Raw genomic sequence first — 24,876 nt, 5'->3', positions numbered from 1 at the left:
GAGTTGTAATTATGGAATCCGTTGCCACAAAAAATATAACAAAAACGCGCAACGCTCACTGGCGAGACTATCTGGAGCTGACCAAGCCTCGTGTCGTCGCCTTGTTGTTGCTCACTGCAGTGGTTGGCATGTGTCTGGCCACTGAAGAGCTTGTTTCAATGAATGTCCTGGTCCCGGCCTTAGCCGGTATTGGCCTGATGTCTGCTGCTGCGGCTGCTATTAATCATCTGGTTGACCGTCATATCGACGCGAAAATGGCCCGTACGCTGCGTCGGCCACTGCCTCAGGGAAATTTATCACCGACAAAAGTCACGGTATTTGCGGCAACTATTGGCGCCATTGGTTTTGTGACCCTGTATGCCTGGGTTAACCCCTTAACCGCCTGGTTAACCTTTGCCAGTATGGTGGGTTACGCTGTGGTTTATACCATGTTCTTAAAACGCGCAACGCCGCAAAACATTGTTATTGGTGGCCTGGCAGGTGCAGCGCCGCCGCTACTGGGCTGGACAGCAGTCACCAATGAAATTAACGCCCCAGCGGTACTGCTGGTTATGATCATTTTTACCTGGACACCGCCCCACTTCTGGGCGCTTGCCGTACACCGCGCAAAAGACTACGCACGAGCTGAAATTCCGATGCTGCCGGTTACTCACGGTATCGACTTCACCAAAACCTGTATTTTCTTGTACACCGTTTTATTGACCGTAGTTTGCCTTATGCCTTTCTTAATTGGCATGACCGGCATGATTTACTTGGTAGGAGTCAGTTTACTTAACGCCATTTTCCTGGCTTACGCCTGGAAGCTGAAGTACGCGCCCAGCAAAAAGACAGCCTTTAACATGTTTGCTTTTTCTATCTGGCACCTCATGCTGCTGTTTGTCATTTTACTGGTCGATCACTACGTATAAATGGAGTAATAGATGAGTCGTATCGTTACACTGCTGGCCGCTCTTATTGCCCTTGCAGCGGGTTTTGCGGTTTACAACTTTTGGCCGGAAGAAAAGCCGGAAGCCTTAGTTTATGAACCGCCTCGTGCGTTAAAGCCCTTTACTTTAGAAAGCACAGCAGCCGGCACAGTGGAAAACGATGCGCTTAAAGGTCAGTGGACCCTGCTCTTTACCGGTTATACCTTTTGTCCCGATATTTGCCCAACCACTATGTCAGACTTGAAGGGCGTGATCCCTGAATTGCAGAGAGAGGTTTCCGAACCGGTTAAAGTTTGGTTGATTTCAGTTGACCCTAAACGCGATGATATTGAGCGTTTAACTCAATACGTTAACTACTTTGGTGACGACTTTGTCGGTGTGCGCGCCGAGCACAAAGAGCTGTTCCCTTTCGTGCGCGATTTAGGCTTAATGTATTCCATTCCCGATGAAGGCGAGGAAAATTATCTGGTGAACCACAGCGCCGCTATTATTTTGGTGAACCCGGACGGTAATCGGAAAGCGATTTTCAATGCCGACCACCAACGCGGAGAAATACCGGTGGTCAGCATGGATAAACTCAAAAAAGATTTTGCCATTATCGCCGATTAATCAGGCCAACTACCTGACTCGTTCGGACGGATAAGCGCTACGGAATACCAGTAGTAGCGCGATTCTGAAGCACTGGGCGCGGTACAGTTAACGCGTGAGCGTCCAATATTGATGTCCTGCTCTAAGCTTACACGAAACTTTGTATCACTTTCCCATTCAGGCTTTAGTACTGAACCACTAGCAAAACATTGCAACGCATCGGTGCGCACATCGTCCAGTGTATCGCCCGCTTCCAGCGTCACACTAATAGTTGGGCGCTTATTATCATGTGCGACTAAAGGCTCTTCCGGTTGATAAGCACTTACCGGCATGGCTTTAGAATTCAACTTGGCTTTCAGCGTATTTAAGTTCGCATAGATACCCGAGGCCGGAAAGCGAGTAATAACCGTATCTTCGCTCCATTTGGACCATGGGCCTGAATGCTGAGCAAAGGCCAGAAAGCCCCATTCATCCAGTAAAGCCCGCAATTCGTTGTTATACTCACCGTAAGGGTAGGCAAAGTACTTCTGCTGTGCGCCTAAGTTCTCATCAATGGCTTCTTGTGCCGTAATTACATCGTAACGCATACGCTCCTGCCACTCTTCATCGCTTTCACCTTCTTGCTTACGAATAAGGTGTGCGTGAGTCTGTCCATGATTAGCAATGGTAGCGCCGTTCTGCTGAATTTCTTTAAGTTCTTCCCAGCCCATGTAATGGCCGCTGTGCTTACGCATGAGTTCAGGGTTAACGAACACCGTATAAGGCATCTCAAACTCTTCCAGAACCTTTACAGCGTTTTCATAGACGTTTTGGTAGCCGTCGTCGAAGGTAATAACAACGGCTTTTTCAGGAAGTTCTTCGCCTTTTTCAATGGCATCGCGCGCGACGGTAATATCAATAACGTTAAAGTTGTTATCCTGCAGGTATTGCAGATGCTCTCGAAACGTCTCCGGGTCAATTGACGTTACGGCGGGAGTTGAGTCACTGACGTGGTGGTACTGCAGCACCACCACGCTATCGGCGCTGCCAGCCTGAGCCAATGGTGAGCACCCCAGCAATAAGCCCGATGCGGCACTCAAAGTCATTTTGTTCAACATCTTCATACTGACTCCTGATAAAGTATAAAAGCCGTTATTAACCGAGTTTACTTAAGGATAGTTATGCACAAGCTGTTTGGATTTTCATTGTCTGATCACAGCCGCGTTTTTGCGATTGCCCTGCCAATGATCATTTCCAATATTGCTGCGCCGCTTCTCGGTCTGGTCGATACTGCCATCATAGGTCATTTGCCGGACGCTATCTACTTATCCGCCGTTGCCGTTGGTGCCATGGTGGTCAGTTTTATTTATCTGCTGGCGGTATTTTTGCGCATGGCGACAACCGGCTATATAGCCCAGTCCTACGGAGCCGATGACATACATGCTCAGCGCCAGCACTTTAATAACGGCATTATTATTGCGCTGGGTTTAGGTGTTTTAATAGCGGTTGCCAGCCCGTTAATTAATGACTTAGCCATGTGGGTTATCGCCCCTTCTGCAGAGCTCGAAGGCTACGCCCGCGATTACATCGAAATTCGCTTATGGTCAGCACCGGCTTCGCTGATAACGCTGGTTGCTCTGGGCGTATTGTTAGGCCGGCAAAACAGCCGCAAAGCCATGCTCCTGGTAATCATTACCAACGCCGTGAATGTGGTTATGGATGTGATACTCATTCTTGGCTTTGGACTGAATGTAAAAGGCGCCGCCTGGGCATCGTTAAGTGCCGAGTGGGTGACCGCCATTGTCGGTTTCTACTGGACCGCCCGTGCACTGGGTTGGCACTTACGTCACTGGCAGCTCAAATTTCAGCAGCTGCGTCAGTTTTTAGGCGTTAACGGTAATATTTTTATTCGCAGCCTGGTGTTGCAGCTGTGTATGGCCACAATGACAGGCTACGCGACGCGCTACGGCAGTACCATGGTGGCAGTTAACGCCGTACTCATGCAGTTCCTGATGCTAATCTCTTTGGGGTTAGACGGCATTGCCTATGCCGTGGAAGCTCTTGCCGGAGCCGCAAAAGGTCAAAAACGTTACGATAAAATCCGTTACTGGTGCAAAATTACTTTGCTCTGGTCGTCACTCTTTGCTGTGGTTTATACGCTCGTTTTCGCTCTGGCAGGCAGTGCAATTATTCGTCTGATTACCGATATTCCTGAAATTATCCGGGTTGCTGAAGATTATTTACCCTGGATAATAGTGCTGCCGCTACTGGCTCACTGGAGTTACTGGTTTGACGGTGTATTTATCGGTTTGTCGTTAAGCCGTGGTATGCGCAACACCATGATACTCAGTGCTGTCATTGGCTTTTTACCGTTGTGGTGGGCAGGATTGCCGCTGGAGAACCACGGTTTGTGGTTAGCTCTCAGCGGCTTTTTATTCATGCGTGGTATTACCCAGGCAATCTGGTTCAAATACCTTAGTTCGCCAGATCATCCATCAGGATAAGCTGTGGTGGCAAACCTCCGTCAGTTGCATCAACCGCAACTGCCGTATAGATGCCACCGCCTTCTAATGTCAGTACAGGCGTCTGAATAGCAATGTCCTGCGTACCTGTTGCCGTTACAGTAACCACATAGTCACCTGGTGTTAAAGCAACATTACCTGTGCTCACCAGACCTTCTGCGTCAAACGGAACATCGGTAAAGGCAGCGTCTGCGCCACTAATGTCGTCTGTTGCGGTTACGTAGATATCAACATTACCGGCACTGGGTGCGGCATGAACCAGTTGTACCTTCGCTTCAGTCGTGACCCGACGACGCTCTTCAGTCAGTACTTGTAAGCCAATAGTGCTCAGCTCACCAACTGCATAAACTGAATAGCTCATTGCGTTTTCTACAGCAAGAGCTGCATCTTCAATAACAACCGGATCACCGCCCGCAGCAGCGACATCAACACTGTACTCGGCAGCTTCCAGGTTTAAGTACCCAGTTGCACTTTGGAAAGGCAGGTCTTGCACTTGGGCTTCTGCTGCATCATTTAATGTGACATCAACGTTCGGTGCATCCGCCACGGCATGCACAACACGAACATCGGCACCAGCGTCGGCGTCATGTACTAAAGTGGTCGACTCACCGTCGCTGATCTGCAGAGTAACCGGTGAATTATCCGAATTGGCCGCCACATTGTTGGTTGCCGCAATGATGTAATCACCGCCATCTGCAAGACTAACGGTTCCTGAGTCATAGACAACCGCATCGTCACCCGCACCGGTTAAGCGAATGCGGTAGTCACCGGCTTCAACGTCGACCTGGCCGCTGTCTTCACCGTAAGCAAGTGTCAGGGCAGGTGATGCGGCACTTAAGTCTGCATCCGGAGCCGTTAAATAAACATCAACTGTCGGCGCACCATAGGCGGCATGCACAACCTGAATACGACTCTCCCCGCCTGCTACATCAGATACCGGGTTAGAGATAATTAACGGCTCCAGAGACTCATCCGCCAATTGACCAACAGCGAACACTTCATAACGCGTATCGGCAGCAAAAGTTAAAGAGGCAGGCCCAATGGCATCGACGGTAGTCTCATCAGGCAGAATACCCTGAACCGTAATGTCATAGTCACCGGCATCAACTTCTAAAACCGCAGAAGAGGTGTGATAAGGCACATTTTCTAATAGCGCTGCGTCACCTGCTAATACATTAACGTTAGGTGAGTCAGCTGAGGTATGATGGACACGAACGAAGCTTGATTCAGCTTCAGGTGGAGTTGTGGTAGTATCGTCATTGTCGCTGTCGAACCAGTCACAACCCGTTATTAATAATAGAGATGTCGCCAGGACACCAAACTTTTTGATCCCTTGCATGATTAATTTCCTCGTATTGATTAGGCAAATATCGTTACGAGTGAAGATCGTGCAAGGGATCACATATTTTTAACACTAAAAAATCGAACAATACAAAGTTGTATAGTCGAAAGGTCTAGTAGTACGAGTGCTCTCCGTGCTCATGATCAGTTATATCACGAACTCCGGTCACTTCTTCCGGGAAGCGTTCAAGCAATTCTTTTTCAATGCCGTTTTTCAACGTGACATCGATCATGCTGCAGCCGTTACAGCCACCGCCAAATTGCAAAATAGCCACGCCGTCATCGGTAATTTCGGCAATCATAACCTGACCACCGTGACTCGCTAACTGCGGGTTTATCTCAGCCTGAATCACATACTCTACACGCTCAATTAACGGTGCGTCATCAGCAACCTTACGGGCTTTCGCGTTTGGTGCTTTCAGGGTTAACTGAGACCCCATTTCCTGCTCTTCAAAGTCAATGGCTGCGTCTTCCAAAAACGGAGCGCTACCGGAATCTACGACGGCATCAAAGCCGTTAAACGGTAAACGTTCGTCGTCAGGCTCAACGGAATCTGGCGGACAATAAGAAACACCACACTCGGCATTTGCCATTCCCGGATTAACCACAAAAACACGAATACACGTGCCGTCTGGCTGGTCCGCTAATAGCTTCTGAAAGTGGGACTGCGCTGCTTCTGAAATACGAATCATAAATACTGACCTCACGGCTTATACCTGAGTAAATTACTAAGGTATAGTGTAACCGAGATACCCTTCAGTTTCTAGTCGTGTTGGTTATAGACAACCGCCCAGGCATCCACGGCTGCGGCCCCTTTTTTGTAGAGGGCATCGGCGGCGGCCATCATGGTGGCTCCGGTACTGAGTACATCATCAACAACAGCCACCGTACTACCACTAAAATCGTGAAGGGCTAACTGACTTCGCTTACTGTTTTCCCAGCGAGCGGACTGCGATGCCATATGCTGCATAGGCACCGAGCGTATTTTACGTAAGCCACCCGCAATGTAAGGCACCTGTAGTACAGCAGACAAATAGCGCGCCAATAATGCAGTTTGGTGAAACCCGCGTTGGCGCCAGGCGTGCTGCGTCATTGGCACCGCAACAATACAGTCCGGCATGGGCTGCCCCTGGTAGCAAAGTCGCAAATGAGCCGCCAGCTGAGTAGCCAGTAGAGGAGCAAGCTCAGCCTTATTGCGGAATTTAAACAGAGTCATCAATTGTTGCACTTGCGGCTCCCATCGCAACGCACCATACCAATAGCGGCACCGCTTTTGATCTGCGGTGAGATGCTGCTCAATATCGGACAGGTGCTGACAACAACGTGGATACCAACGTGGTAACGCCTCGTCGCAGTATGAGCACAAAGCCGTAGCTGTAACACTCGCGCAACCACAACTCCAGCAAGTACCTAATTCAAAAGCATTGGCGAGGCTTCGGAAAAACGCTAGCATAGTCACCTAAATACCAAATTTGGGAAAGTGAGTATAGTGAGCCTATCGGTAACATGCAGTGGCACAGGAACGCCTTTTGTTGTACTCCATGGCTGGGGCATGAACGGGAATATCTGGCAGCCGGTGGTGCCTGCTTTAAGCGAAAACTTCCAACTTCACTGTGTTGACTTACCCGGCTTTGGACTTTCCGAATGGTCGCCGATGAGCGAAGTTTCGCTCGAAGGCTTTGTAGAACAAATTATGCCCGTCCTGCCCGAGCGTTTTCATCTTCTGGGGTGGTCTTTAGGTGGGCTTATTGCTAAGCAGGCGGCTCTTAGTTACCCCGAACGGGTCATTTCATTAAATACCGTGGCCTCATCGCCTCACTTTGTGGAAAGTGATAGCTGGTCGGGCATCAAACCAGATATTCTGGAGCAGTTTCAGCAGCAGCTGGAGACAAACTTTAAAAAGACCATTGAACGCTTTTTGGCCATTCAGGCTATGGGAAGTAACGATGCACGTGAGCAAGTGAAGCAGGTAAAGCAACTGATATTTGCCAAACCCATGCCTAACCCGGGTGTGCTTAAACAGGCGTTATCCATTTTGCAAACCGCCGATCTGCGCCAGCAATTGAAGAATATTGAAGTGCCCTTTACCCGTTTTTACGGACGCCTGGACAGTCTGGTTCCTGAGCGCGCTATTGCGGATATCTCAGCATTGGCACCTGACTCAGACGCGGTAATATTCAATAAAAGCTCACACGCTCCGTTTATCTCCGAACCGGAACGCTTTGTCAGTGAGTTATTAAAGGCAGTGAAGCGCTAAACTAGCGCTGGCAATGGGTGCAGTACACTGTGCTGCGCTGACCCAGACGAATTTCCTTCAGCCGTTTACTGCATACCATACAAAGCTTGCCACCACGTCCGTAAACCTGAAGTTTTTGCGCGAAATAACCGGGGTTACCGTCTACTTGAGTAAAATCTTTTAGCGTCGTTCCGCCCATTTCTATAGCGCCTGCCAGAGTTTCTTTTATGAGTGGCACTAATTTTTGGTAGCGTGCTTTACTGATTTTACCAGCCGCGCGTTTGGGGTTGATACCGGCTTTAAATAAGGCTTCATTGGCGTAAATATTACCGACACCAACCACAACTTTATTGTCCATAATAAAAGTTTTTACCGACTGCGTTCGCCCCCGCGAGCGCTCAAATAAATAGTCAACATGGAAGGCTTCTGTTAGCGGCTCCGGACCTAGCTGTTTGAGCAATTCATGTCCGGTCACATCGGTTTCACTGTAAAGCAAAGCGCCAAAGCGGCGCGGGTCGTTTAACCGGAGCGTCTGTCCGTTAGCAAACTCGATATCAATGTGGTCGTGTTTGTAATGCGGGGTTTCAGCCGGCACCACTCTTAGCTTTCCCGACATGCCCAAATGGAGTATCAGGCACCCGTTATCCGTCTGCAGCAATAAATACTTTGAACGGCGACTTACCGAGCGCAAAACATGGCCTTCTACCTGATGCACTGTTTCCGGTACCGGCCAGCGAAGACGCTTATCGTGAACCTGAACGGTCGTGATTTTATGACCTTCGATGTGCGGAGATATGCCTAATCGGCTGACTTCAACTTCGGGTAATTCCGGCATAAACTTCAGACTTCCTTAATGACCCAGTAATTGACTGGCAGTGAATTCTTTTACGCGAAAATTCTGCTGTTGGTTCGGCAGACGAATTATCAACTCAGGGTCGGCGTACAGCTCGACACGCGCTTCCTCTCCCCCGGCAAAACGAAAATAAACGTCAGTGATTAAATTTTCTGCTGTCTGGTTGGTTGGCTCCATAGTCAACGCCAGCCAGTTCTCTACCACACTTTCAGCGGCTTTTTCGGACAGGCGGCATGGAGTCTGGCACTGCCATTTCTGTTCCTCAAGAACCAGCCGAAGTTCATCAATTTGTATCTCTCTTAAATTGCCATCATCGGGTATCAAACCAATAACCTCACCCGGTGAGGCTTCATCCTTAATACCTTTCTCTGCTTCTTCTTTAACTGGCGGCGCGACATACCAGAACACCACCATAATAATTAATAAGGCGTAAACCAGAACGTTGTTCCACGCTCTGCGGGTCATAGTCAGCCCAAATATTTTTCGCTTCTCATTCACTTTCATTGGCTTCCGCTCTATGTGATAACCTGACGAATAATTTTCTTGTTGCTGTACTTCTTGTTACTAGAAACAGAATACCCTATATTCTCGCGCGACAACAAAATACGGGGCTTTATTGCATTATGGTGCTATCTGATATTATCGACAAAGTCGCCGACCAAGGCTACTGCATTATCGATGATTTTCTCCAGCCGGAGCGCTCTGGGGCACTGTACCACTACGCTCAGCAACTACCGGCCCAGCACTGGAATCTGGCCGGCATTGGCCGTCAACAGAACCAAACCATTAATACCATGGTACGCAACGACCGCATTTACTGGTTAACTCAGGAAGAGCCCCGCCACAAAGATTACCTGGCCATTATGGAACAATTGCGCAATGAATTTAACCGCGAGTTGTTTCTTGGCTTGTTCGATTACGAGTGCCACCTGGCTCATTACCCGAAAGGGGCTTTCTATAAAAAACATCTGGATGCATTTAAAGGCCGGAGTAACCGCGTGTTGACCACGGTGTTTTACCTGAACCCCGAATGGGAAGAAACCGATGGCGGGCAACTGGTTATTTATGGCAATAAAGGTCAAGTGCTGGAAACCGTACTGCCCAAACAAGGACGCCTGGTGGTATTTTTAAGTGACCGTTTTGTGCATGAAGTACTACGTTCAGAAAGAGACCGCTTCAGCATTACCGGTTGGTTCCGCATCAATGCCAGTATTTCCGGCATTGTGGACCCACCGCGCTAACCGTAAAAGTCAGGCAATAAAAAACCCAGCCGAAGCTGGGTTTTTTGTAAGCTTTAGAACCAATTACTTGATTTTAGCTTCTTTGAAGATCACGTGCTTACGAACCACTGGATCGAATTTTTTGATCTCCATTTTTTCTGGCATGGTGCGTTTGTTCTTGTCTGTGGTATAGAAGTAACCCGTACCAGCAGATGACACTAAACGAATCTTATCGCGCATAATTGAGTTCCTTAAACCTTAACACCACGGCCGCGGAGATCCGCTAATACCGCATCAATACCGTTTTTATCAATAATACGCATACCTTTAGTAGAAATGCGTAACTTAACCCAACGCTTCTCGCTTTCTACCCAAAAGCGGTGCGATTGTAGGTTCGGCAGGAAGCGACGCTTAGTCGCATTGCGTGCGTGCGAGCGGTTGTTACCGACTACCGGACGCTTACCTGTAATTTGGCATACTTGTGACATGTCTCTACTCCAAAATTGCTGCAAGCTCGCCTGTCGCCCAACGTGACCTTGCCTATAAATCCGAGGGCGCATTTTATACAGCAAACTGCCCTTCTAATCAAGCTAATACGACGGAAATATGATCCTTATCGATCGTTCGGGGCGGATTTTACGTGATTTTTAATCAAACTGCCAGTACAAAACTACAACAATCCGCGCTCCGCAAAAGAAATTGGATCGCCGGCACCAACAACGAAATGATCCAGCAGCGCCACATCGATTAAAGTCAGGGCTTTTTTTACCCGCTCAGTCACCCGCTGGTCTGCCTGGCTGGGCTCTGCCACACCCGATGGGTGGTTATGCGCCAGAATTACTGCGGCGGCATTGTACTGCATGACCAACTTAATGACTTCACGCGGATAAACCGGAGCAGCGTTAATTGTACCCTGAAACAATTCTTCATAACGTAATAACCTATGCTGACTGTCCAGCAGTAAAATAGCAAAGACCTCGCGGCCCTGATGACGCAGCTGCGCGGTTAAATAATCTTTCACCATAGACGGGTCGGTGAAGCCATCCGAACGTTCCAGCTGCCACTTCAGGTACCTTCTTGATAGCTCCATGACAACCTGCAACTGATTCACTCGTGCAGGTCCAATGCCACTACAGGCTAAAAGTTGCTCCGGCTTTGCCGTAAGCAGCGCCCCTATTCCGTTAAACTGATTCAATAAATGCCGAGCAAAAGCGACAACGTCCTGTCCCTGGCTGCCACTACCGAGTAAAATGGCTAATAATTCCGCATCACTCAGGTATTCTGCTCCCTGATTTTGCAGTTTTTCTCTGGGTCGTTCCGAAACAGGCCATTCCTTGACGCTCATTACTCTCTCCTTAATTCTAAAGAGAGAAGTATAACGACCATCTACCCTGTAACGGGGTCTCATGTTATCTTTACACGAATTAACACAGAGGGGTTCGCATGGCACAGTTGCAGAACAAACACATACTTTTAGGTATTACCGGTGGCATTGCCGCCTATAAAGCACCTGACCTGGTGCGCCGTTTGCGTGAGCAGGGCGCAGAAGTTCGTGTGGTAATGACTGACAGTGCCAAAGCTTTTGTAACCCCACTTAGCTTACAAGCCGTGTCAGGTTTTACGGTCAGCGATGATTTGTTAGATCCGACAGCAGAAGCTGCTATGGGCCATATTGAGCTAGCTCGCTGGGCCGATATCATTCTCGTTGCGCCAGCCACAGCGAATACCATTGCCCGCATAACGCACGGATTTGCTGACGACTTACTCAGTACATTGGTGCTTGCCAGCAAGGCACCTATTGTCATTGCTCCGGCAATGAACCAACAAATGTGGGCGGCAACATCCGTGCAGAAGAATATTGAAACTCTGCTAAGCCGGGGCGTACAAATGATAGGCCCTGAAAGTGGTGAACAAGCCTGCGGCGATGTCGGTTATGGCCGCATGAGCGATCCAACCCAGATTGTACAGGCGTTAATTGAGAAACAGCCTAAAACGCCACAAACCTGGCAAGGAAAAACCTTTGTTATTACTGCTGGCCCAACTCGCGAAGCCATTGATCCTGTGCGTTATATCAGTAACCACAGCTCCGGCAAAATGGGTTATGCGTTAGCAGAGGCTGCCGCTCATGCCGGCGCTAACGTTATTCTGGTTTCCGGACCGACGCAGTTGGCGACTCCTGCCGGCGTTCAGCGAATTGACGTAGAAACTGCCGAGCAAATGCTTAACGCGGTACAGCAGCAACTGCAGCAGTGCGATGTCTTTATTGGCTGTGCTGCCGTGTCGGACTATCGGATTGCCGAAATTGCCTCACAAAAAATCAAAAAAGAGCAGAATGACGAGCCTCCGCAACTTAAGCTGGTGCAAAACCCGGATATCCTGCAACAAGTAGCCAGTTCAGAGAAACCGCCGTTTACCGTTGGTTTTGCAGCCGAAACCGAAAATTTAAAGGCTAACGCGCTGCGTAAACTGGAACGAAAACAATTAAAAATGATTGTCGCTAACGATGTTAGCCAGACCGGTCTGGGTTTTAACAGCGACAGCAATAACGCCATTATTTTCAGTCAGGATAGTGAGCAGTCACTTCCGACGATGAGCAAGCATGACATGGCCATTGCAATTATTGATGCGATAGCCAAACGCTATTTTGATAATACAAATCCTGAAATCAGGGCTAATTAAAAGAAAGTGAGAACTCCATGACGCAAGTCGAAGTAAAAATTTTAGATGAACGTATTGGCCAGTCTATTCCGCTTCCTGAATATGCCACCCAGGGTTCTGCCGGAATGGATCTGCGCGCCTGTTTGGATCAGCCATTAACCATAGAGCCGGGACAAACCCAGTTAATTGGAACCGGTATTGCAATGTATATTGGTGACCCGAACTACGCAGCAACTATTCTGCCTCGCTCAGGCCTGGGCCATAAACACGGCCTGGTACTGGGTAATTTAGTTGGACTTATCGACTCAGACTACCAGGGCGAGCTTAAAGTTTCGTGCTGGAATCGCAGCGACAAGGCCTACACCATAGAACCTGGCGACCGCATTGCGCAATTGGTGATTTTACCCGTTGTACAGGCGCAAATGACCGTTGTCGACGAGTTTCACGAAACCGACCGCGGTGAAGGTGGTTTCGGTCACTCTGGCCGCTCATAAACCGAATTACAATAAATTCCGGCCTCTCAAATAAGGAAAGTTACAAGCATGGCAGAACAAAAACGTAACCGTCGTGAGGAAATTTTACAGGCTTTGGCGGCAATGTTGGAAACCAGCCCGGGTCAGCGTATTACAACAGCAAAACTGGCGGCTAACTTAGGTGTTTCGGAGGCGGCTTTATACCGTCACTTTCCATCAAAGGCGCGCATGTTTGAAGGGCTTATTGAGTTTGTTGAAGACACCCTGCTCACCCGCATTAACATGATCATGAACGAGGAGAAGAATACGCTCTCCCGTTGCTACGCTATTTTGCAGCTCTTATTAACCTTCGCTGAGCGTAACCCTGGTATCACACGAGTAATGACGGGTGATGCACTTATGGGCGAACACGACCGCTTAAGAGGTCGTATGGAAGACCTTTTTAATCGTATAGAAAGCTCAATAAAGCAGGTATTGCGGGAAAAAGCGATGCGGGAACAGCAACGCTTTACTGTTGATGAAGCCGTGTTGGCGAATTTATTGCTAAGCTACGCCGATGGAAAAATCAGTCAATTCGTGCGCTCTAATTTCAAACGTTTGCCAACAGAACATTTATCGGCTCAATGGCAAGTCATGGAACAACAGCTAATAAGTGCGTAAAACGGGTTACTGTGTGAAACAGGTCACTCCGTTTTACGCTCACGACTCAATAAATCAATAGCTGCCTGCTGCGGTTCTTTGCCTTCATAAAGGACCGCATATATCTGCTCACAAATTGGCATTTCAACGTCATAGCGTTTGGCCAGAGCAACCACTTCACGGGTATTCCGATAACCTTCAACCGACTGACCGATACTTTTCAGGGCCTGCTCAACGCCTTTCCCCTGACCTAAAGCCAGACCAAAACGACGGTTTCTCGACTGGTTGTCGGTACAAGTCAGGATTAAATCCCCCAGCCCGGCCATACCGGTAAAAGTATCGCTTTTAGCACCTAATGTCAGACCCAGTCGGGTCAATTCCGCTAAGCCACGGGTAATTAATGCCGTTCGTGCGTTTGCACCAAAGCCAATGCCATCTGCCATGCCGGCACCAATGGCAATCACATTCTTCACCACCCCGCCCAGCTGTACCCCAATAAAGTCATTATTGGTGTAAACACGGAAGGAACGGTCACAATGCAGAAGCTCCGAAAGCTCATCGACAAAAGCTTTGTTGGTCGATGACATTGAAATGGCCGTTGGTAACCCCTTTGCCATTTCAATCGCGAAGGTAGGGCCTGACAATACCGCCAACGGATGCTCTTCACCGAGAATGTCTTCTGCTACTTCATACAGTAAACGCCCTGTATCAGGCTCCAGCCCCTTAGTTGCCCAGGCTACGCGAGCGTGCTTCGCTAACAACGGTTTCGCCTGCTCTAACATAGACGAGAAAGAATGGCTGGGAACCACAACGACGACGTTTTTTACGTCATGCAATGCTTCGCTTAAATCTGCCGTTACACTTAAGGACTCAGGAAAAGGGCAGGCAGGAAGATACTCTTCGTTTTCATGCGCAGCCTGCATTATCGCAACTTTATCGGCGTCCCGGCCCCACAGCGTAGTCGCTATGCCTTTACGGGCGAAACAAATAGCAAGGGCGGTCCCGTAAGAGCCCGCCCCTAACACTGTCACCTGAGGTGTCTGCATTATCGTATCGCTTACGCGTCAGCAGTTTGCTGGCCTTGAGCCTGTTCAGCTTGCTGCTGCATGTGACGCTGGAAAATAGCATCAAAGTTAACAGGAGCCAGGTTCAACTGTGGGAAAGTCGCACGGTTAACAAGGTTTGAAACACACTCACGAGCGTAAGGGAACAAAATGTTCGGGCAGAAAGAACCCAGCATGTGTGCCAACTGACCTTCCTGGATTTCATCACCGATAGTGAAAATACCTGCCTGATGTACTTCACACAGGAATGCTACATCGTCTTCAACCTTGTTGGTTGCGGTCAGAGTGAGCACCACTTCGTAAACACCGTCTTCAATTTTTTCGTGTTTTACGTTTAAGTCCAGCTTCAGTTCTGGCTTCCACTCTTTACGGAAAATAGCCGGTGAGCTTGGAGTTTCAAAAGAAATGTCTTTCGCGTAAATGCGCTGAATTGCGAATTGTGGTTGCTGTTGTTGGTTTTCAGCGGCCGCGCCGTTTGCTTGCTGTTCTTCAGCCATGATTTTACTTCCTATTCATTTTAAGTTTTAGACGAATTTTATTATTTTTTCTGCGAAACCGGCAATTTAGCACTGCGCCATGTGTTAATACCACCTTGCAGCACAGCCACCTGACTAAAGCCTTCAGCGATTAATTGGCTGGCAGCCGATTTTGCCGTCATTCCTGTTGCACAGACTATCACAATGGGGGCTTCTTTGAACTTTTCAATAGTTGAAAGTTCTTTTTGTTTGATTTTTTCAGCCGGTAATGACACCGATCCGTGAATATGGCCTTTCTTAAATTCGTCTTTATTACGGATATCGACGAATACGCCATCACCCCGGTTGACCCAAACCGTTGCTTCTTGCGGCTGCAGGCTTTTCATCGGCGACATAGCAGAGCGAATCGTCGTCACTATTAATGCGATTAACAGAACAACCCACACGCCACTCATCATTGGGTTGCGGCTGACAAATTCAAAAAGTTCTTGCATAAGACCTACCAGTAATCGTGGGTAACAGAAAAAAATAGCGGTCAAAGAGTATACCTGTACAAATCTCAGTTGCCAGAAAAATCTTGGGTGGATGCGTAAGCTCCGGAAATCGAGTAGAATGTTGACTAATTTCATCATCGAAAACACCGAGCAATGAGGCCCATTATGACTCCTACGATAAAACCTTTGGTATTGTTGATTCTTGACGGCTGGGGTTACCGTGAAGATGCACCGGATAACGCCATTGCAAAAGCCAATACACCGGTTATGGATCGTTTATGGAAGCAATGCCCTCATTGTTTAGTCGATGGTTCAGGGGGCGCAGTTGGTTTGCCGGACGGCCAAATGGGCAACTCCGAGGTTGGTCATGTTAATTTGGGCGCTGGTCGCATCGTTTACCAGGATTTTACCCGCATCAGTAAAGCTATTTCTGACCGCAGCTTTTTCAGCAACACTGTACTGTGTGACGCATTAAATAAGACCGGAACAGCTAATGGTGCCGTTCATATTATGGGTCTGTTGTCTCCGGGCGGCGTACACAGCCACGAAGACCACCTGGTCGCTATGGTAGAAATGGCTATCGAACAAGGTGCAGATGATGTCTACTTGCACGCGTTTTTAGATGGCCGGGACACGCCGCCAAAATCCGCCCTGGCGTCTATTGAGCGCTTTGAAGCTTTATTTGCCCGTTTGGGTAAAGGCCGTTTCGCCACCTTAAACGGTCGTTTCTTTGCCATGGACAGAGATAAACGCTGGGAACGCATTGAACAGTCTTACAAAGCAATTTACCACGGCCTCTCCGGGGTTACTTCACCGAATGCCACAGACGCATTAGAAGACGCATACGAGCGCGGAGAAACCGATGAATTCGTTACTCCGGTCGTCATTGGCCAACCTGCACCATTGAAAAACGGTGACTCTGTTTTCTTTATGAACTTCCGTGCCGACCGCGCCCGCGAAATGACTCAGGCTTTTATTGATAATGATTTCGACGGTTTTGACCGCGGATCACGGATCGAACTCAGCGACTTTGTCATGCTGACTCAGTACGCCGACACATTAAAAACACCTTGTGCTTTCCCGCCGGAACCATTGAATAACGTGCTGGGTGAGTGGTTATCTAAACATGACAAAACACAATTACGCATCTCAGAAACGGAAAAGTACGCACACGTCACCTTCTTTTTCAGCGGCGGCCGCGAACAGGAGTTTGAAGGAGAAAAACGCGTTCTGATACCATCTCCTAAGGTGAAAACTTACGACTTACAGCCAGAAATGAGCTCGGAACAGCTCACTGATGAGCTGGTTGAAGCCATTGAGTCTCAAGCCTTTGATGTGGTTATTTGCAACTACCCTAATGGCGACATGGTTGGCCATACAGGCAACTTCGATGCGGCCGTTAAGGCTTGTGAAGCTGTCGACCACAGCGTTGGCCGTGTGGTATCGGCTTTAGAGGCTGTTGGTGGTGAATGCCTGATAACTGCAGACCATGGCAACGCTGAGCAAATGAGTGATGCAACAACCGGCCAGGCGCACACAGCTCACACTAATGAGCTGGTTCCTTTCATCTATGTTGGTCGTCCCGCTAAGGCACAAAATGGGCGTTTATCCGATGTCGCACCCACAATTTTGCATTTAATGGGCATGGAGCAGCCTGACGAAATGACCGGCACCCCGCTCATGTTGTTAGAGCAGGAATAGGACAAACTCATGCCGCTACCGGTGTTCTTGCTGATTGTTTTGGGGGTGTTGGCCAACCCGGCAGTAGCTCAGGACTACAGTGAAGACGACAAAGCCTCTACGGAGGCCGAAATAGCTGCTGTCAAAGAAGAACTGGCAGAACGCCTGCAGGCCATAGAAGAGCGTAACGCGGAACTAAGCTCAACCGAGCAACAGCTCCGCGACCTGGAAATAAGAACAGCAGAAGTCGCCGGCTCACTGCGTAAAACCCAAAACAAGCTCGATAGCGTCAATACTGAAATTGCTGAGTCAGAGCGTAAGCGCAAAGAACTTCAGCAAAAGCAGAAGCAACAAATGGCGTTATTAGAAGATCAGCTCGTTTCCGCCTATATGAACGGCGACCATGACTTCCTAAAAATGCTGTTAAACCAGCAGGATCCCGGTCAGTTCGAAAGAATGCTGAGTTATTACCAGTACTTCAACACCGCAAGAGTTGAAGAAATTAAGGTCATTAAGAGTACCCAGCAGGAAATTGTCGCACTTACCGAAGAGTTAAAACAGCAGCAAAACCAATTAGCCGCTTTACGGCAGCAACAGGAAGAACAGCGTTCTCAGCTTGAGCAACAACAACATCGTCAGGAAGAAAAGTTAGCGGAGCTGCAACAGCAACAACGTAAAGACCGTTCACGCGTGGGACAACTGGAACAAAGCCGGGATCAGTTGGAGCAGGTATTGAGCGCCATAGAAAACGCTCTGGCCCAACAAAAAGACGTGCAACTGGTTGGCTTACAGTCAGTCAAAAACCAATTACGCTGGCCAAGTGACGGCGATGTAAAGCGGGTGTTCGGTCAACGCCGAGAAGGTCCGGTTGACTGGAAAGGCGTTCTAATAGAAGGCAGTAACGGACAGCCCGTTCGCTCAATTGCTAATGGCCGGGTGGTATACGCAGACTGGCTACGCGGATTTGGTTTAGTCATTGTGGTTGATCATGGGCAAAGTTACATGAGCCTTTATGGTCACAACCAGACATTAACGAAAGCCGTTGGTGACAAAGTTCGCAAAGACGAGGAAATTGCACTTATGGGGCAGTCCGGCTCGCGTAACAGCCCTACGTTATACTTCGAAATACGCCACCAGGGGCGTCCGCAAAACCCAAGTAACTGGATACGCTGATGCTACGCCTTATTGCGACTCTGGCTTTACTTACTTGCTTGGCAGCTCCGGTTTCTGCCGGCAAGATAGCTATTGTTATTGACGACATAGGTAATCACAAGAATGACTTAAAAGCGGCGCTTTTACCGGGCAATGTCAGTTTCGCCGTGCTGCCATACACGCCCTACGCCCGGGCTTTTGCATTACGTGCACACCACCAGCAAAAGCAAGTGCTTTTACACATGCCAATGGAAGCAATAGAAAACGACCGGCCCGGTCCGGGTGTGGTCACCGCCGACATGAGCAACGCGCAAATAAAGCTGCAGCTGGTTAACGCTCTCGACTCGATTCCTTACGTGACCGGAGTGAATAACCATATGGGCAGTAAACTGACTCAGCTACCCATGCCCATGCAAGCTGTTATGGAAACATTAGCAGCCCGCAAACTCTTTTTTATTGATAGTCGGACGTCGGAATTTAGTGTGGCTGAACAAATTGCCGGACAGTTTGGAGTCAGGACCTCTCGCCGCCATGTCTTTCTTGATAACGAAGTTGACCAAAATTATCTGCAACAGCAGTTTGACCAGTTGCTTCGTTTAGCCAAGCGAGACGGTCAGGCCATTGGCATTGGTCACCCCTACCCCGAGACGTTGAGTTTTCTTAAGCAGCATTTACCTGAATTGCAAAAGCAGGGAATTGAGTTAGTGTTCGTTTCTGAGCTAACTCAGGCGACTAACCAGAACGGGTATCTTCTTCCAGTGACGTCAGCAAAATAATTGCCTGCTCGCGGCTTTCACCGCAAATCTCTCTATCCGCTGAAAACTCACCACAAACGGCGGGACGTTCGGGCTTACCAAACAGCCGGCATAAATTATCATCGTCGAGTTGGACACAGCGCACACCCGCCGGCTTGCCATTTGGCATGCCGGGGATGGGAGAACTAATAGAAGGAGCTATGCAGCAAGCACCGCAACCAATGCGGCACTTCATTTAGCTCATTGCGAGACGAAGTTTCTTCATCGCGTTCTGTTCAAGCTGACGAACGCGCTCTGCCGATACTTCGTATTTTGCTGCTAAGTCATGCAGCGTGGTTTTATCTTCAGACAGCCAACGCGACTGAACGATATCCTGACTACGTTCATCCAGGTGACTCATAGCACCCAGTAGTTTCTGCTGTGTATGACTTTCGTAGTCTTCGGCTTCAATTTCTGCCGCTAAATCGGAACGTTTGTCTTCCAGATACATCGCTGGAGAGTAGGCACTGCCTTCTTTCGAGTCATCGTCGTCGGAGCTTAGCTCAAAGGCCTGGTCGTGAGCACTCATGCGGGATTCCATTTCCAGCACTTCTTTCGTGCTGACACCCAGCTCATCGGCAACAGTTTCAACTTCTTTCTGGCTAAACCAACCTAAACGTTTTTTCATTTTACGCAGGTTAAAGAACAACTTACGCTGTGCTTTTGTGGTTGCCACTTTTACAACGCGCCAGTTACGCAGCACGTATTCATGAATTTCTGCTTTAATCCAGTGAACAGCAAATGACACCAAACGCACGCCCACAGATGGGTCAAAGCGTTTAACGGCTTTCATCAGGCCAATATTGCCTTCCTGAATTAAATCGGCTTGCGGCAGACCATAACCTGAATAACTACGGGCTACGTGCACCACAAAGCGGAGATGCGACATGATGAGCTCTTTCGCAGCATCGAGGTCACTGTTCTCATAAAGTCTTGTTGCCAACGCCTTTTCTTTTTCGGCGGTGAGCATAGGAATACGGTTGACTGACTGAATATACCCGTCCAGTCCTCCCCCTTGGGGAACCGATAATGCCATGGTGTTTAATTCAGTGCTCATTTAACAACCTCTACTTAAAATACCGACTTAAATTACTGCCTTTCAGTCAGCTTCTAAGACCCCTTTAGAGTCTAAAAGTTCCATTATGATCGTTGTCGATCAGGTGATTTAGTATAACTAAGCCTATGGCTTTCGCAACCCTATTTTATTCAGGCTCAATACTCTGTATATGACGTCTTACAGCCAAGTAAGAACCGGCTAAACCCAGGCCAACGGCAATCAACCATATAATCAATAATTCGCCTAACGTCAGACCGTTTAATTGAAACGGCGTTTCGTAAAGTTCGGTTAAATCTACTACGGCACTTTCAACCCACCAGATCAATAAGGCGGTTGCCAACCAGGCCACCAACCCGCCGATAATTCCGTACCAAACGCCCGTGTATAAAAAAGGGCGCTGAATAAAGGCGTTAGTAGCTCCCACCAGCTTCATCACCATAATTTCGTCACGCTTAGACAAAATGTTCAGTCGAATGGTGTTACCAACAATAAGAACAACCGACAGGCAAAGCACCACTGCCAGGGCTCCAAGAATATCTTCAATTAAATTGAGAATACCCTCCAGCCTGTTAAGCCACTCCAGATCCATTTTCGCGTAAGCCACTTCTCGCTGTTTTTCCAGCCGGTTTAACAGCTCCTTTGCCCGCTGCGGCGAGCGATGTGACTCAGCCGGAATAACCACCAGCACATCCGGCAGAGGATTCGATGAGAGGTAGTCCAGGGTTTCACCAAAGCCTGATTGCTCTTTAAAGTCTTGCAAGCCCTGCTCTTTAGGAATTAAGCGAACCGATTCAACGCCTTCTGAGAGTTCGGTTTGCGTTTTTAATGTGTCGACCTCGGATTGCTGCAGATCCTTTTTTAAGAACAGGGTGACTTCCGAGGCTTCCTGCCAGTTGTCAGCAATACTGGTGGTGTTTTTCACTAAAACATACAGTGATGACGGCAAAGTCAGGCTCAGCCCCAACACCGCCATGGTCATAAACGAAGCAAACGGATTGCGCCACAACTCGCCTAAACTGGCGATGGCTTGTTGAGCATGATGCACCGGCACCATGATTAAACGTCGCCACCAGGGCAAACGTCCGCGGCTACTTGCGCCCTTTTCTATACTGCGGTTACGGAACAATAAACTCATAGTTCACTGTCCTCCAGGCCATCGTTAATCATACGCCCGTCTTTTAAGGTTAAAGTACGGTAGCGTAAACGTGCGATGAGGCCCAGGTCGTGGGTCGCTATGAGCACAGCAACACCCACTTTATTGAACTCTTCAAACAGCCGGATAATCTCCATCGACAGCTTAGGATCAAGGTTACCGGTGGGCTCATCAGCCAATAGCAAGGGTGGCTTGGTGACAATAGCGCGGGCAATACCTACTCGTTGCTGCTCACCGCCGGACAACATTTGTGGATAATGCTTCACCTTATCGGCTATACCGACTTTTTCCAGCGCGGCAACAACACGTTTGCGCGCTTCCTGAACACTGTAGCCTTCGATAATAAGTGGCAGCGCAACGTTATCGAACACCGTTTTATCCATTAACAAACGGTGATCCTGGAAAATCATACCAATGTCACGGCGCACATAAGGCACTTGCGAAGGCTTAATCTTTCGCAAATCGTGCCCGTTAATCAGTACCCGGCCTGCGGTTGGCCTTTCCATTAGACTGATCAGTTTGAGCAGAGTACTTTTACCCGCTCCGGAATGACCGGTTAAAAAGGCCATCTCACCCGGCTCTACGTGAAAGTCGACATGGCTCAGTGCCTGATGGCCTCCACGGTAGGTTTTACTGACTTGCTCAAAGCGGATCATCTTTAACTCGCTGTTGTTTCTTCTGATTCGTCTACGTTACGGTCAAATAGCGCCGCGATAAAGTCTTTTGCCACAAAAGGCCGTAAATCTTCTAAACTTTCACCCACACCAATATAGCGAATAGGAATGGCGAACTGATCTGCGACCGCGAAAATAACGCCGCCTTTTGCGGTACCGTCGAGCTTGGTCATGACAATACCCGAAACACCTACGGCCTCGGTAAAAAGCTTCGCCTGACTAATGGCATTCTGACCGGTACCGGCATCAAGCGTCAGCATCACTTCGTGAGGCGCTTGCGGGTCAAGTTTTTTCATGACCCGAACCAGCTTTTTCAGCTCTTCCATTAAGTTGGCTTTATTCTGCAGGCGCCCGGCTGTATCCGCAATAAGCACATCAACATCGCGTGCCTTGGCGGCCTGCAGCGCATCATAAAGAACCGATGCACTATCAGCACCGGTATGCTGAGCAATAACCGGAATGTCGTTACGCTCGCCCCACACCTGCAGCTGTTCTACCGCCGCCGCACGGAAGGTATCACCGGCGGCCAGCATTACCGACTTACCTTCAGCTTTAAATTGCTTAGCCAGCTTACCAATAGTGGTGGTTTTACCCACGCCATTGACGCCGGTCATTAAGATAACAAAAGGTGAGCCGGACTCAGGTATTTCCAGACGTTTATCGACGGGCTTTAAAATTTCAGCTAACTGCTCTTGTAATAACTCGTACAAAGCTTCCGCATCTTTTAGTTGTTTGCGGTCGGCCTGTTTAGTCAGGTTATCGATAATTTTGGTGGTGGTCGCGACGCCGAGGTCCGCCATAAGTAACTGAGTTTCGAGCTCTTCGAACAGGTCATCGTCAATTTTCTTACCGCGGAATACGCCAATAAGACCTGAACCGATAGACCCGGAAGTTCTGCGTAAACCTTGAGTCAGGCGTGCCCAGAAACCTTTCTTCTCACCCTTCTCTTTCGGTGCGGCTTCGGTTGATTCTGGCTTAGCTTCGGGTTTGATCTCTGAATCTGGCTCTGGTTCAACTGCGGGCTCAGGTTCGGTAACCGACTCAGGCTGAGCGGCTTCCCTCGCTTCTGGTGCGTGTTTCGACGCATGCGATTCAGCGGTAACTTGCGCGCAGTCTTCCGCCGCGCTGGGCAACTCTTCGTGTGTCTCGGTTCTTTCTGGTTCCGACTCGTCATGAGGCTTAGATTCAGCCTCAGACTCTGATTCAGGCTCTGACTGCTCCTGCTCTTCTACTACCGCATCTTCTTTTTTCTCTTCGGCCTCAGGTGCCTTTTCATTACGCTTTTTCTTAAACAGCGAAAACATCGACATATTGGTTTCCTTGGAACTGACACGCAGGAATCGTTAAACTATAGGCTTTAGTTTACCATGCTGTTAACAAACTGACGACGGTCTGAATAAAGGAAGCCACAGAGTGAGACAAAAACGCCAGACAAGCGCCAGCGGCTACTATCGGATTATTGGCGGACAATGGCGCGGCAGGCGTTTACCTGTTGCCGACAGCCCAGGTTTACGACCCACCACAGACCGAGTGCGCGAAACTCTGTTTAACTGGCTGCAGTGGGACATTACCGACGCCCGGGTGCTGGACTTATTTGCCGGCAGTGGCAGCTTAGGTTTCGAAGCGGCATCGCGCGGAGCGGCGCAGGTTACCCTGATAGAAGCGGTAAAGTCTGTCAGCCAACAGTTACAGAAAAACATTGGCATGTTAAAAGGCCAGAACATTGAAGTTGTTACTCATAACGCGCTCGACTGGCTGCAAACTCAGCATAGTGAAGCTTATGACATTGTCTTTATCGATCCGCCGTTTCGTGAAGGACTGGCCGATAAAGCGCTGAAACTACTGGATGAGAGTAACTGGCTGGCAGTCGACAATCAGGTGTATCTGGAAACAGAAAAGGAATGGCCATTGAAATTACCCGCAAACTGGCGTGTGACCAAGGAGAAAACTCACGGGCAAGTTTGCTTTCGATTACTGACTAAGGACATAGCATGAAAGTTATTATTGTTGCCGGCAAAGTGGTTTTTGCCGTTATTTGGCTGGGTCTTTTTGCTCTGCTTGCAGGGGCAAACGGCGAACTCAGCACCCAGTCCATTGGTTTGCTGAGCTTGTTATTAGCCGTTATGGTTATTACTCACCTGCTGCTGCTTGGTATTTTTGTTGCCACCATGAAAGAGGTCTTTCCCTGGCGCAAAGGCGACAGCTGGCAAATTCTGGCCTTTGGCATTTTCGCCTGGCTGTCTATTCTTCAGCGTCCAAAGCCAGACCAAGGTTCGACACCCCCTCGTCCTTGAGCATCATTTTTAACTGGCTTACCAAAGCCTTGTTTACCGCAGGCTGTTGTTCAAGAAAGTTGAGCATAGCCTGCTGAATAGCAACTTCGTATTCCATTAATTCATGGTTCTGAACGTGTTCTTTTAATTGCTCGGTTCCCACTTCTTCGGCGTCATTGAGTTCGATAAACTTCGCCACACTGGCTTGTGATATTTTTGCCACATCCAGAAAATTAGACGCGTTATCGTCCAGCAGCCCCTGCAACAACGTACTCAACGCTGTGCAGGCATCCATTGCCGGGTAGACACCCAACATATCGTGTCCGTATTCACTCGGGGTTTGCTCGTCGACTTTTTCCTGCCAGCGGGCAAAATTCACTTTGGTTTTCTTCGGGTTGGCCACCCAATCCCAGCAGGCATTTAAGGTGCCATGCAAGGGTTTGCTGTCACCAAAGCCGGTTAACTGATGAAAGAAGTCGTAATTAGGAACCATGCGTTCGCACAAATATAACGCCATAACAATTTGCTGTTCACGCGGCAGTTCGCGTATGCGCTGAAAGGTATCGAGTTGACTCACGTTCCGGCTCCAGACAGTGTATGCTTATCACTGTGTCGTTTTATTCG

At 48.8% G+C, this 24,876-nt stretch carries 31 protein-coding genes; 13 read left to right on the top strand and 18 right to left on the bottom strand.

Going from position 1 to position 24,876, the window contains the following annotated elements:
• Window positions 1–11 precede the first annotated feature (11 nt).
• Together cyoE and K5X84_RS01170 are read left to right on the top strand one after the other, a co-directional pair.
• Entirely contained in the window at window positions 12–908 is an 897-nt protein-coding gene (cyoE, locus tag K5X84_RS01175) for a heme o synthase (protein WP_054490843.1), read from the top strand.
• A gap of 12 nt (window positions 909–920) precedes the next feature.
• Window positions 921–1,535 (top strand): SCO family protein, encoded by a 615-nt coding sequence (locus K5X84_RS01170; protein ID WP_199494461.1) that lies wholly within the window; start codon window positions 921–923, stop codon window positions 1,533–1,535.
• Here K5X84_RS01170 and K5X84_RS01165 read toward each other — a convergent pair.
• Window positions 1,532–2,617, bottom strand: a complete 1,086-nt coding sequence (locus tag K5X84_RS01165) for a polysaccharide deacetylase family protein (protein WP_222236321.1) — start codon at window positions 2,615–2,617, stop codon at window positions 1,532–1,534. The genes K5X84_RS01170 and K5X84_RS01165 overlap by 4 nt on opposite strands.
• A gap of 57 nt (window positions 2,618–2,674) precedes the next feature.
• Here K5X84_RS01165 and K5X84_RS01160 point away from each other — a divergent pair, with 57 nt between their 5' ends.
• A complete protein-coding gene (locus K5X84_RS01160; RefSeq protein WP_222236319.1) occupies window positions 2,675–3,997 on the top strand; it encodes an MATE family efflux transporter in 1,323 nt (440 codons plus the stop codon).
• Here K5X84_RS01160 and K5X84_RS01155 read toward each other — a convergent pair.
• From K5X84_RS01155 to K5X84_RS01145, 3 genes are all read right to left on the bottom strand, one after another.
• Window positions 3,969–5,354 (bottom strand): DUF4397 domain-containing protein, encoded by a 1,386-nt coding sequence (locus K5X84_RS01155; protein ID WP_222236318.1) that lies wholly within the window; start codon window positions 5,352–5,354, stop codon window positions 3,969–3,971. The genes K5X84_RS01160 and K5X84_RS01155 overlap by 29 nt on opposite strands.
• Before the next feature lie 115 nt (window positions 5,355–5,469).
• A complete protein-coding gene (gene nfuA, locus K5X84_RS01150) occupies window positions 5,470–6,048 on the bottom strand; it encodes a Fe-S biogenesis protein NfuA (protein ID WP_054490854.1) in 579 nt (192 codons plus the stop codon).
• Window positions 6,049–6,119: 71 nt separating this feature from the next.
• Complete coding sequence (locus K5X84_RS01145) at window positions 6,120–6,584, bottom strand: ComF family protein (RefSeq protein WP_244994803.1); 465 nt, start codon at window positions 6,582–6,584, stop codon at window positions 6,120–6,122.
• A gap of 261 nt (window positions 6,585–6,845) precedes the next feature.
• Here K5X84_RS01145 and bioH point away from each other — a divergent pair, with 261 nt between their 5' ends.
• Window positions 6,846–7,613 (top strand): pimeloyl-ACP methyl ester esterase BioH, encoded by a 768-nt coding sequence (gene bioH, locus K5X84_RS01140; protein ID WP_222236315.1) that lies wholly within the window; start codon window positions 6,846–6,848, stop codon window positions 7,611–7,613.
• A 1-nt stretch (window position 7,614) separates the two neighbouring features.
• Here the strand turns inward: bioH and mutM are convergent, their stop codons facing one another.
• Window positions 7,615–8,427, bottom strand: coding sequence for a bifunctional DNA-formamidopyrimidine glycosylase/DNA-(apurinic or apyrimidinic site) lyase (gene mutM / locus K5X84_RS01135; protein ID WP_222236314.1), 813 nt, complete (start codon window positions 8,425–8,427; stop codon window positions 7,615–7,617).
• Window positions 8,428–8,442: 15 nt separating this feature from the next.
• Window positions 8,443–8,949 (bottom strand): hypothetical protein, encoded by a 507-nt coding sequence (locus K5X84_RS01130; protein WP_222236313.1) that lies wholly within the window; start codon window positions 8,947–8,949, stop codon window positions 8,443–8,445.
• A 119-nt stretch (window positions 8,950–9,068) separates the two neighbouring features.
• Between K5X84_RS01130 and K5X84_RS01125 the strand changes: the two genes are divergently transcribed.
• Window positions 9,069–9,686 (top strand): 2OG-Fe(II) oxygenase, encoded by a 618-nt coding sequence (locus K5X84_RS01125; RefSeq protein ID WP_222236312.1) that lies wholly within the window; start codon window positions 9,069–9,071, stop codon window positions 9,684–9,686.
• 63 nt (window positions 9,687–9,749) lie between these two features.
• Here the strand turns inward: K5X84_RS01125 and rpmG are convergent, their stop codons facing one another.
• The 3 genes from rpmG to radC form a co-directional block, all read right to left on the bottom strand.
• The gene (gene rpmG, locus K5X84_RS01120) at window positions 9,750–9,905 is read right to left on the bottom strand and encodes a 50S ribosomal protein L33 (protein WP_006953863.1); all 156 of its coding nucleotides are present in this window, start codon (window positions 9,903–9,905) and stop codon (window positions 9,750–9,752) included.
• Between the two features lie 11 nt (window positions 9,906–9,916).
• Window positions 9,917–10,153: a 50S ribosomal protein L28 gene (rpmB, locus tag K5X84_RS01115; protein ID WP_054490864.1), complete on the bottom strand. Its 237-nt coding sequence runs from the start codon at window positions 10,151–10,153 to the stop codon at window positions 9,917–9,919.
• Between the two features lie 182 nt (window positions 10,154–10,335).
• Window positions 10,336–11,010: a RadC family protein gene (gene radC / locus K5X84_RS01110; protein ID WP_054490866.1), complete on the bottom strand. Its 675-nt coding sequence runs from the start codon at window positions 11,008–11,010 to the stop codon at window positions 10,336–10,338.
• Between the two features lie 98 nt (window positions 11,011–11,108).
• On the opposite strand from radC, the gene coaBC reads away from it, so the two are divergent.
• Genes coaBC through slmA form a run of 3 tightly spaced genes read left to right on the top strand, consistent with a single transcriptional unit; the run spans window position 11,109 to window position 13,456 of the window.
• On the top strand, window positions 11,109–12,344 hold the full coding sequence (coaBC, locus tag K5X84_RS01105; protein WP_222236311.1) for a bifunctional phosphopantothenoylcysteine decarboxylase/phosphopantothenate--cysteine ligase CoaBC: 1,236 nt from the start codon (window positions 11,109–11,111) through the stop codon (window positions 12,342–12,344).
• 17 nt (window positions 12,345–12,361) lie between these two features.
• A complete protein-coding gene (gene dut, locus K5X84_RS01100) occupies window positions 12,362–12,817 on the top strand; it encodes a dUTP diphosphatase (RefSeq protein WP_054490870.1) in 456 nt (151 codons plus the stop codon).
• 48 nt (window positions 12,818–12,865) lie between these two features.
• A complete protein-coding gene (gene slmA, locus K5X84_RS01095; protein WP_222236310.1) occupies window positions 12,866–13,456 on the top strand; it encodes a nucleoid occlusion factor SlmA in 591 nt (196 codons plus the stop codon).
• A gap of 23 nt (window positions 13,457–13,479) precedes the next feature.
• On the opposite strand, the gene gpsA is transcribed toward slmA, so the two are convergent.
• From gpsA to K5X84_RS01080, 3 genes are read right to left on the bottom strand one after another with little or no spacing between them, the layout of a single operon-like run.
• Complete coding sequence (gene gpsA / locus K5X84_RS01090; RefSeq protein WP_054490874.1) at window positions 13,480–14,481, bottom strand: NAD(P)H-dependent glycerol-3-phosphate dehydrogenase; 1,002 nt, start codon at window positions 14,479–14,481, stop codon at window positions 13,480–13,482.
• 11 nt (window positions 14,482–14,492) lie between these two features.
• Complete coding sequence (secB, locus tag K5X84_RS01085) at window positions 14,493–14,996, bottom strand: protein-export chaperone SecB (RefSeq protein ID WP_054490876.1); 504 nt, start codon at window positions 14,994–14,996, stop codon at window positions 14,493–14,495.
• Between the two features lie 41 nt (window positions 14,997–15,037).
• A complete protein-coding gene (locus K5X84_RS01080; RefSeq protein WP_054490879.1) occupies window positions 15,038–15,469 on the bottom strand; it encodes a rhodanese-like domain-containing protein in 432 nt (143 codons plus the stop codon).
• Between the two features lie 165 nt (window positions 15,470–15,634).
• Between K5X84_RS01080 and gpmI the strand changes: the two genes are divergently transcribed.
• The 3 genes from gpmI to K5X84_RS01065 are packed head-to-tail and all read left to right on the top strand — an operon-like array spanning window position 15,635 to window position 19,077.
• Entirely contained in the window at window positions 15,635–17,170 is a 1,536-nt protein-coding gene (gpmI, locus tag K5X84_RS01075; RefSeq protein ID WP_222236308.1) for a 2,3-bisphosphoglycerate-independent phosphoglycerate mutase, read from the top strand.
• A gap of 9 nt (window positions 17,171–17,179) precedes the next feature.
• Window positions 17,180–18,322 carry a murein hydrolase activator EnvC family protein gene (locus K5X84_RS01070; protein WP_222236306.1) on the top strand — a complete coding sequence of 381 codons (1,143 nt, stop codon included), beginning with the start codon at window positions 17,180–17,182 and terminating at the stop codon, window positions 18,320–18,322.
• Complete coding sequence (locus tag K5X84_RS01065) at window positions 18,322–19,077, top strand: divergent polysaccharide deacetylase family protein (protein ID WP_222236304.1); 756 nt, start codon at window positions 18,322–18,324, stop codon at window positions 19,075–19,077. Before K5X84_RS01070 ends, K5X84_RS01065 begins: the two co-directional genes overlap by 1 nt.
• Here the strand turns inward: K5X84_RS01065 and K5X84_RS01060 are convergent.
• From K5X84_RS01060 to ftsY, 5 genes are all read right to left on the bottom strand, one after another.
• A complete protein-coding gene (locus tag K5X84_RS01060; RefSeq protein WP_074930797.1) occupies window positions 19,034–19,291 on the bottom strand; it encodes a YkgJ family cysteine cluster protein in 258 nt (85 codons plus the stop codon). The genes K5X84_RS01065 and K5X84_RS01060 overlap by 44 nt on opposite strands.
• Complete coding sequence (gene rpoH, locus K5X84_RS01055; RefSeq protein ID WP_054490888.1) at window positions 19,292–20,152, bottom strand: RNA polymerase sigma factor RpoH; 861 nt, start codon at window positions 20,150–20,152, stop codon at window positions 19,292–19,294.
• Window positions 20,153–20,297: 145 nt separating this feature from the next.
• Window positions 20,298–21,287, bottom strand: a complete 990-nt coding sequence (gene ftsX / locus K5X84_RS01050) for a permease-like cell division protein FtsX (RefSeq protein WP_199494474.1) — start codon at window positions 21,285–21,287, stop codon at window positions 20,298–20,300.
• On the bottom strand, window positions 21,284–21,961 hold the full coding sequence (gene ftsE / locus K5X84_RS01045; RefSeq protein ID WP_054490892.1) for a cell division ATP-binding protein FtsE: 678 nt from the start codon (window positions 21,959–21,961) through the stop codon (window positions 21,284–21,286). The genes ftsX and ftsE overlap by 4 nt, the downstream gene beginning before the upstream one ends.
• A gap of 2 nt (window positions 21,962–21,963) precedes the next feature.
• Entirely contained in the window at window positions 21,964–23,289 is a 1,326-nt protein-coding gene (ftsY, locus tag K5X84_RS01040) for a signal recognition particle-docking protein FtsY (protein WP_222236303.1), read from the bottom strand.
• Between the two features lie 103 nt (window positions 23,290–23,392).
• Here ftsY and rsmD point away from each other — a divergent pair, with 103 nt between their 5' ends.
• Window positions 23,393–23,974 (top strand): 16S rRNA (guanine(966)-N(2))-methyltransferase RsmD, encoded by a 582-nt coding sequence (gene rsmD, locus K5X84_RS01035; protein WP_222236301.1) that lies wholly within the window; start codon window positions 23,393–23,395, stop codon window positions 23,972–23,974.
• Window positions 23,971–24,273, top strand: coding sequence for a hypothetical protein (locus K5X84_RS01030; RefSeq protein ID WP_054490899.1), 303 nt, complete (start codon window positions 23,971–23,973; stop codon window positions 24,271–24,273). The genes rsmD and K5X84_RS01030 overlap by 4 nt, the downstream gene beginning before the upstream one ends.
• Here K5X84_RS01030 and K5X84_RS01025 read toward each other — a convergent pair.
• Window positions 24,221–24,829, bottom strand: a complete 609-nt coding sequence (locus K5X84_RS01025; protein ID WP_199494478.1) for a YjaG family protein — start codon at window positions 24,827–24,829, stop codon at window positions 24,221–24,223. The genes K5X84_RS01030 and K5X84_RS01025 overlap by 53 nt on opposite strands.
• Window positions 24,830–24,876: the final 47 nt, after the last annotated feature.

This window comes from Idiomarina abyssalis, from assembly GCF_019797805.1.
Lineage (GTDB): Bacteria > Pseudomonadota > Gammaproteobacteria > Enterobacterales > Alteromonadaceae > Idiomarina > Idiomarina abyssalis.
The sequence above is the reverse complement of the archived record's forward strand: the minus strand, read 5'-3'. Positions and strand labels throughout refer to the sequence as shown.

Bases quoted from the DNA above. Each gene is read 5' to 3' on its own strand.
- K5X84_RS01030 (WP_054490899.1), top strand. From the start codon at position 23,971: ATGAAAGTTATTATTGTTGCCGGCAAAGTGGTTTTTGCCGTTATTTGG.
- cyoE (WP_054490843.1), top strand. From the start codon at position 12: ATGGAATCCGTTGCCACAAAAAATATAACAAAAACGCGCAACGCTCAC.
- K5X84_RS01130 (WP_222236313.1), bottom strand. From the start codon at position 8,949: ATGAAAGTGAATGAGAAGCGAAAAATATTTGGGCTGACTATGACCCGC.
- K5X84_RS01080 (WP_054490879.1), bottom strand. From the start codon at position 15,469: ATGCAAGAACTTTTTGAATTTGTCAGCCGCAACCCAATGATGAGTGGC.
- K5X84_RS01165 (WP_222236321.1), bottom strand. From the start codon at position 2,617: ATGAAGATGTTGAACAAAATGACTTTGAGTGCCGCATCGGGCTTATTG.
- ftsE (WP_054490892.1), bottom strand. From the start codon at position 21,961: ATGATCCGCTTTGAGCAAGTCAGTAAAACCTACCGTGGAGGCCATCAG.
- K5X84_RS01155 (WP_222236318.1), bottom strand. From the start codon at position 5,354: ATGCAAGGGATCAAAAAGTTTGGTGTCCTGGCGACATCTCTATTATTA.
- radC (WP_054490866.1), bottom strand. From the start codon at position 11,010: ATGAGCGTCAAGGAATGGCCTGTTTCGGAACGACCCAGAGAAAAACTG.
- K5X84_RS01070 (WP_222236306.1), top strand. From the start codon at position 17,180: ATGCCGCTACCGGTGTTCTTGCTGATTGTTTTGGGGGTGTTGGCCAAC.
- rpmB (WP_054490864.1), bottom strand. From the start codon at position 10,153: ATGTCACAAGTATGCCAAATTACAGGTAAGCGTCCGGTAGTCGGTAAC.
- gpsA (WP_054490874.1), bottom strand. From the start codon at position 14,481: ATGCAGACACCTCAGGTGACAGTGTTAGGGGCGGGCTCTTACGGGACC.
- rpmG (WP_006953863.1), bottom strand. From the start codon at position 9,905: ATGCGCGATAAGATTCGTTTAGTGTCATCTGCTGGTACGGGTTACTTC.
- K5X84_RS01125 (WP_222236312.1), top strand. From the start codon at position 9,069: ATGGTGCTATCTGATATTATCGACAAAGTCGCCGACCAAGGCTACTGC.
- K5X84_RS01160 (WP_222236319.1), top strand. From the start codon at position 2,675: ATGCACAAGCTGTTTGGATTTTCATTGTCTGATCACAGCCGCGTTTTT.
- gpmI (WP_222236308.1), top strand. From the start codon at position 15,635: ATGACTCCTACGATAAAACCTTTGGTATTGTTGATTCTTGACGGCTGG.
- mutM (WP_222236314.1), bottom strand. From the start codon at position 8,427: ATGCCGGAATTACCCGAAGTTGAAGTCAGCCGATTAGGCATATCTCCG.
- ftsX (WP_199494474.1), bottom strand. From the start codon at position 21,287: ATGAGTTTATTGTTCCGTAACCGCAGTATAGAAAAGGGCGCAAGTAGC.
- slmA (WP_222236310.1), top strand. From the start codon at position 12,866: ATGGCAGAACAAAAACGTAACCGTCGTGAGGAAATTTTACAGGCTTTG.
- K5X84_RS01170 (WP_199494461.1), top strand. From the start codon at position 921: ATGAGTCGTATCGTTACACTGCTGGCCGCTCTTATTGCCCTTGCAGCG.
- coaBC (WP_222236311.1), top strand. From the start codon at position 11,109: ATGGCACAGTTGCAGAACAAACACATACTTTTAGGTATTACCGGTGGC.
- rpoH (WP_054490888.1), bottom strand. From the start codon at position 20,152: ATGAGCACTGAATTAAACACCATGGCATTATCGGTTCCCCAAGGGGGA.
- ftsY (WP_222236303.1), bottom strand. From the start codon at position 23,289: ATGTCGATGTTTTCGCTGTTTAAGAAAAAGCGTAATGAAAAGGCACCT.
- nfuA (WP_054490854.1), bottom strand. From the start codon at position 6,048: ATGATTCGTATTTCAGAAGCAGCGCAGTCCCACTTTCAGAAGCTATTA.
- K5X84_RS01060 (WP_074930797.1), bottom strand. From the start codon at position 19,291: ATGAAGTGCCGCATTGGTTGCGGTGCTTGCTGCATAGCTCCTTCTATT.
- K5X84_RS01065 (WP_222236304.1), top strand. From the start codon at position 18,322: ATGCTACGCCTTATTGCGACTCTGGCTTTACTTACTTGCTTGGCAGCT.
- secB (WP_054490876.1), bottom strand. From the start codon at position 14,996: ATGGCTGAAGAACAGCAAGCAAACGGCGCGGCCGCTGAAAACCAACAA.
- dut (WP_054490870.1), top strand. From the start codon at position 12,362: ATGACGCAAGTCGAAGTAAAAATTTTAGATGAACGTATTGGCCAGTCT.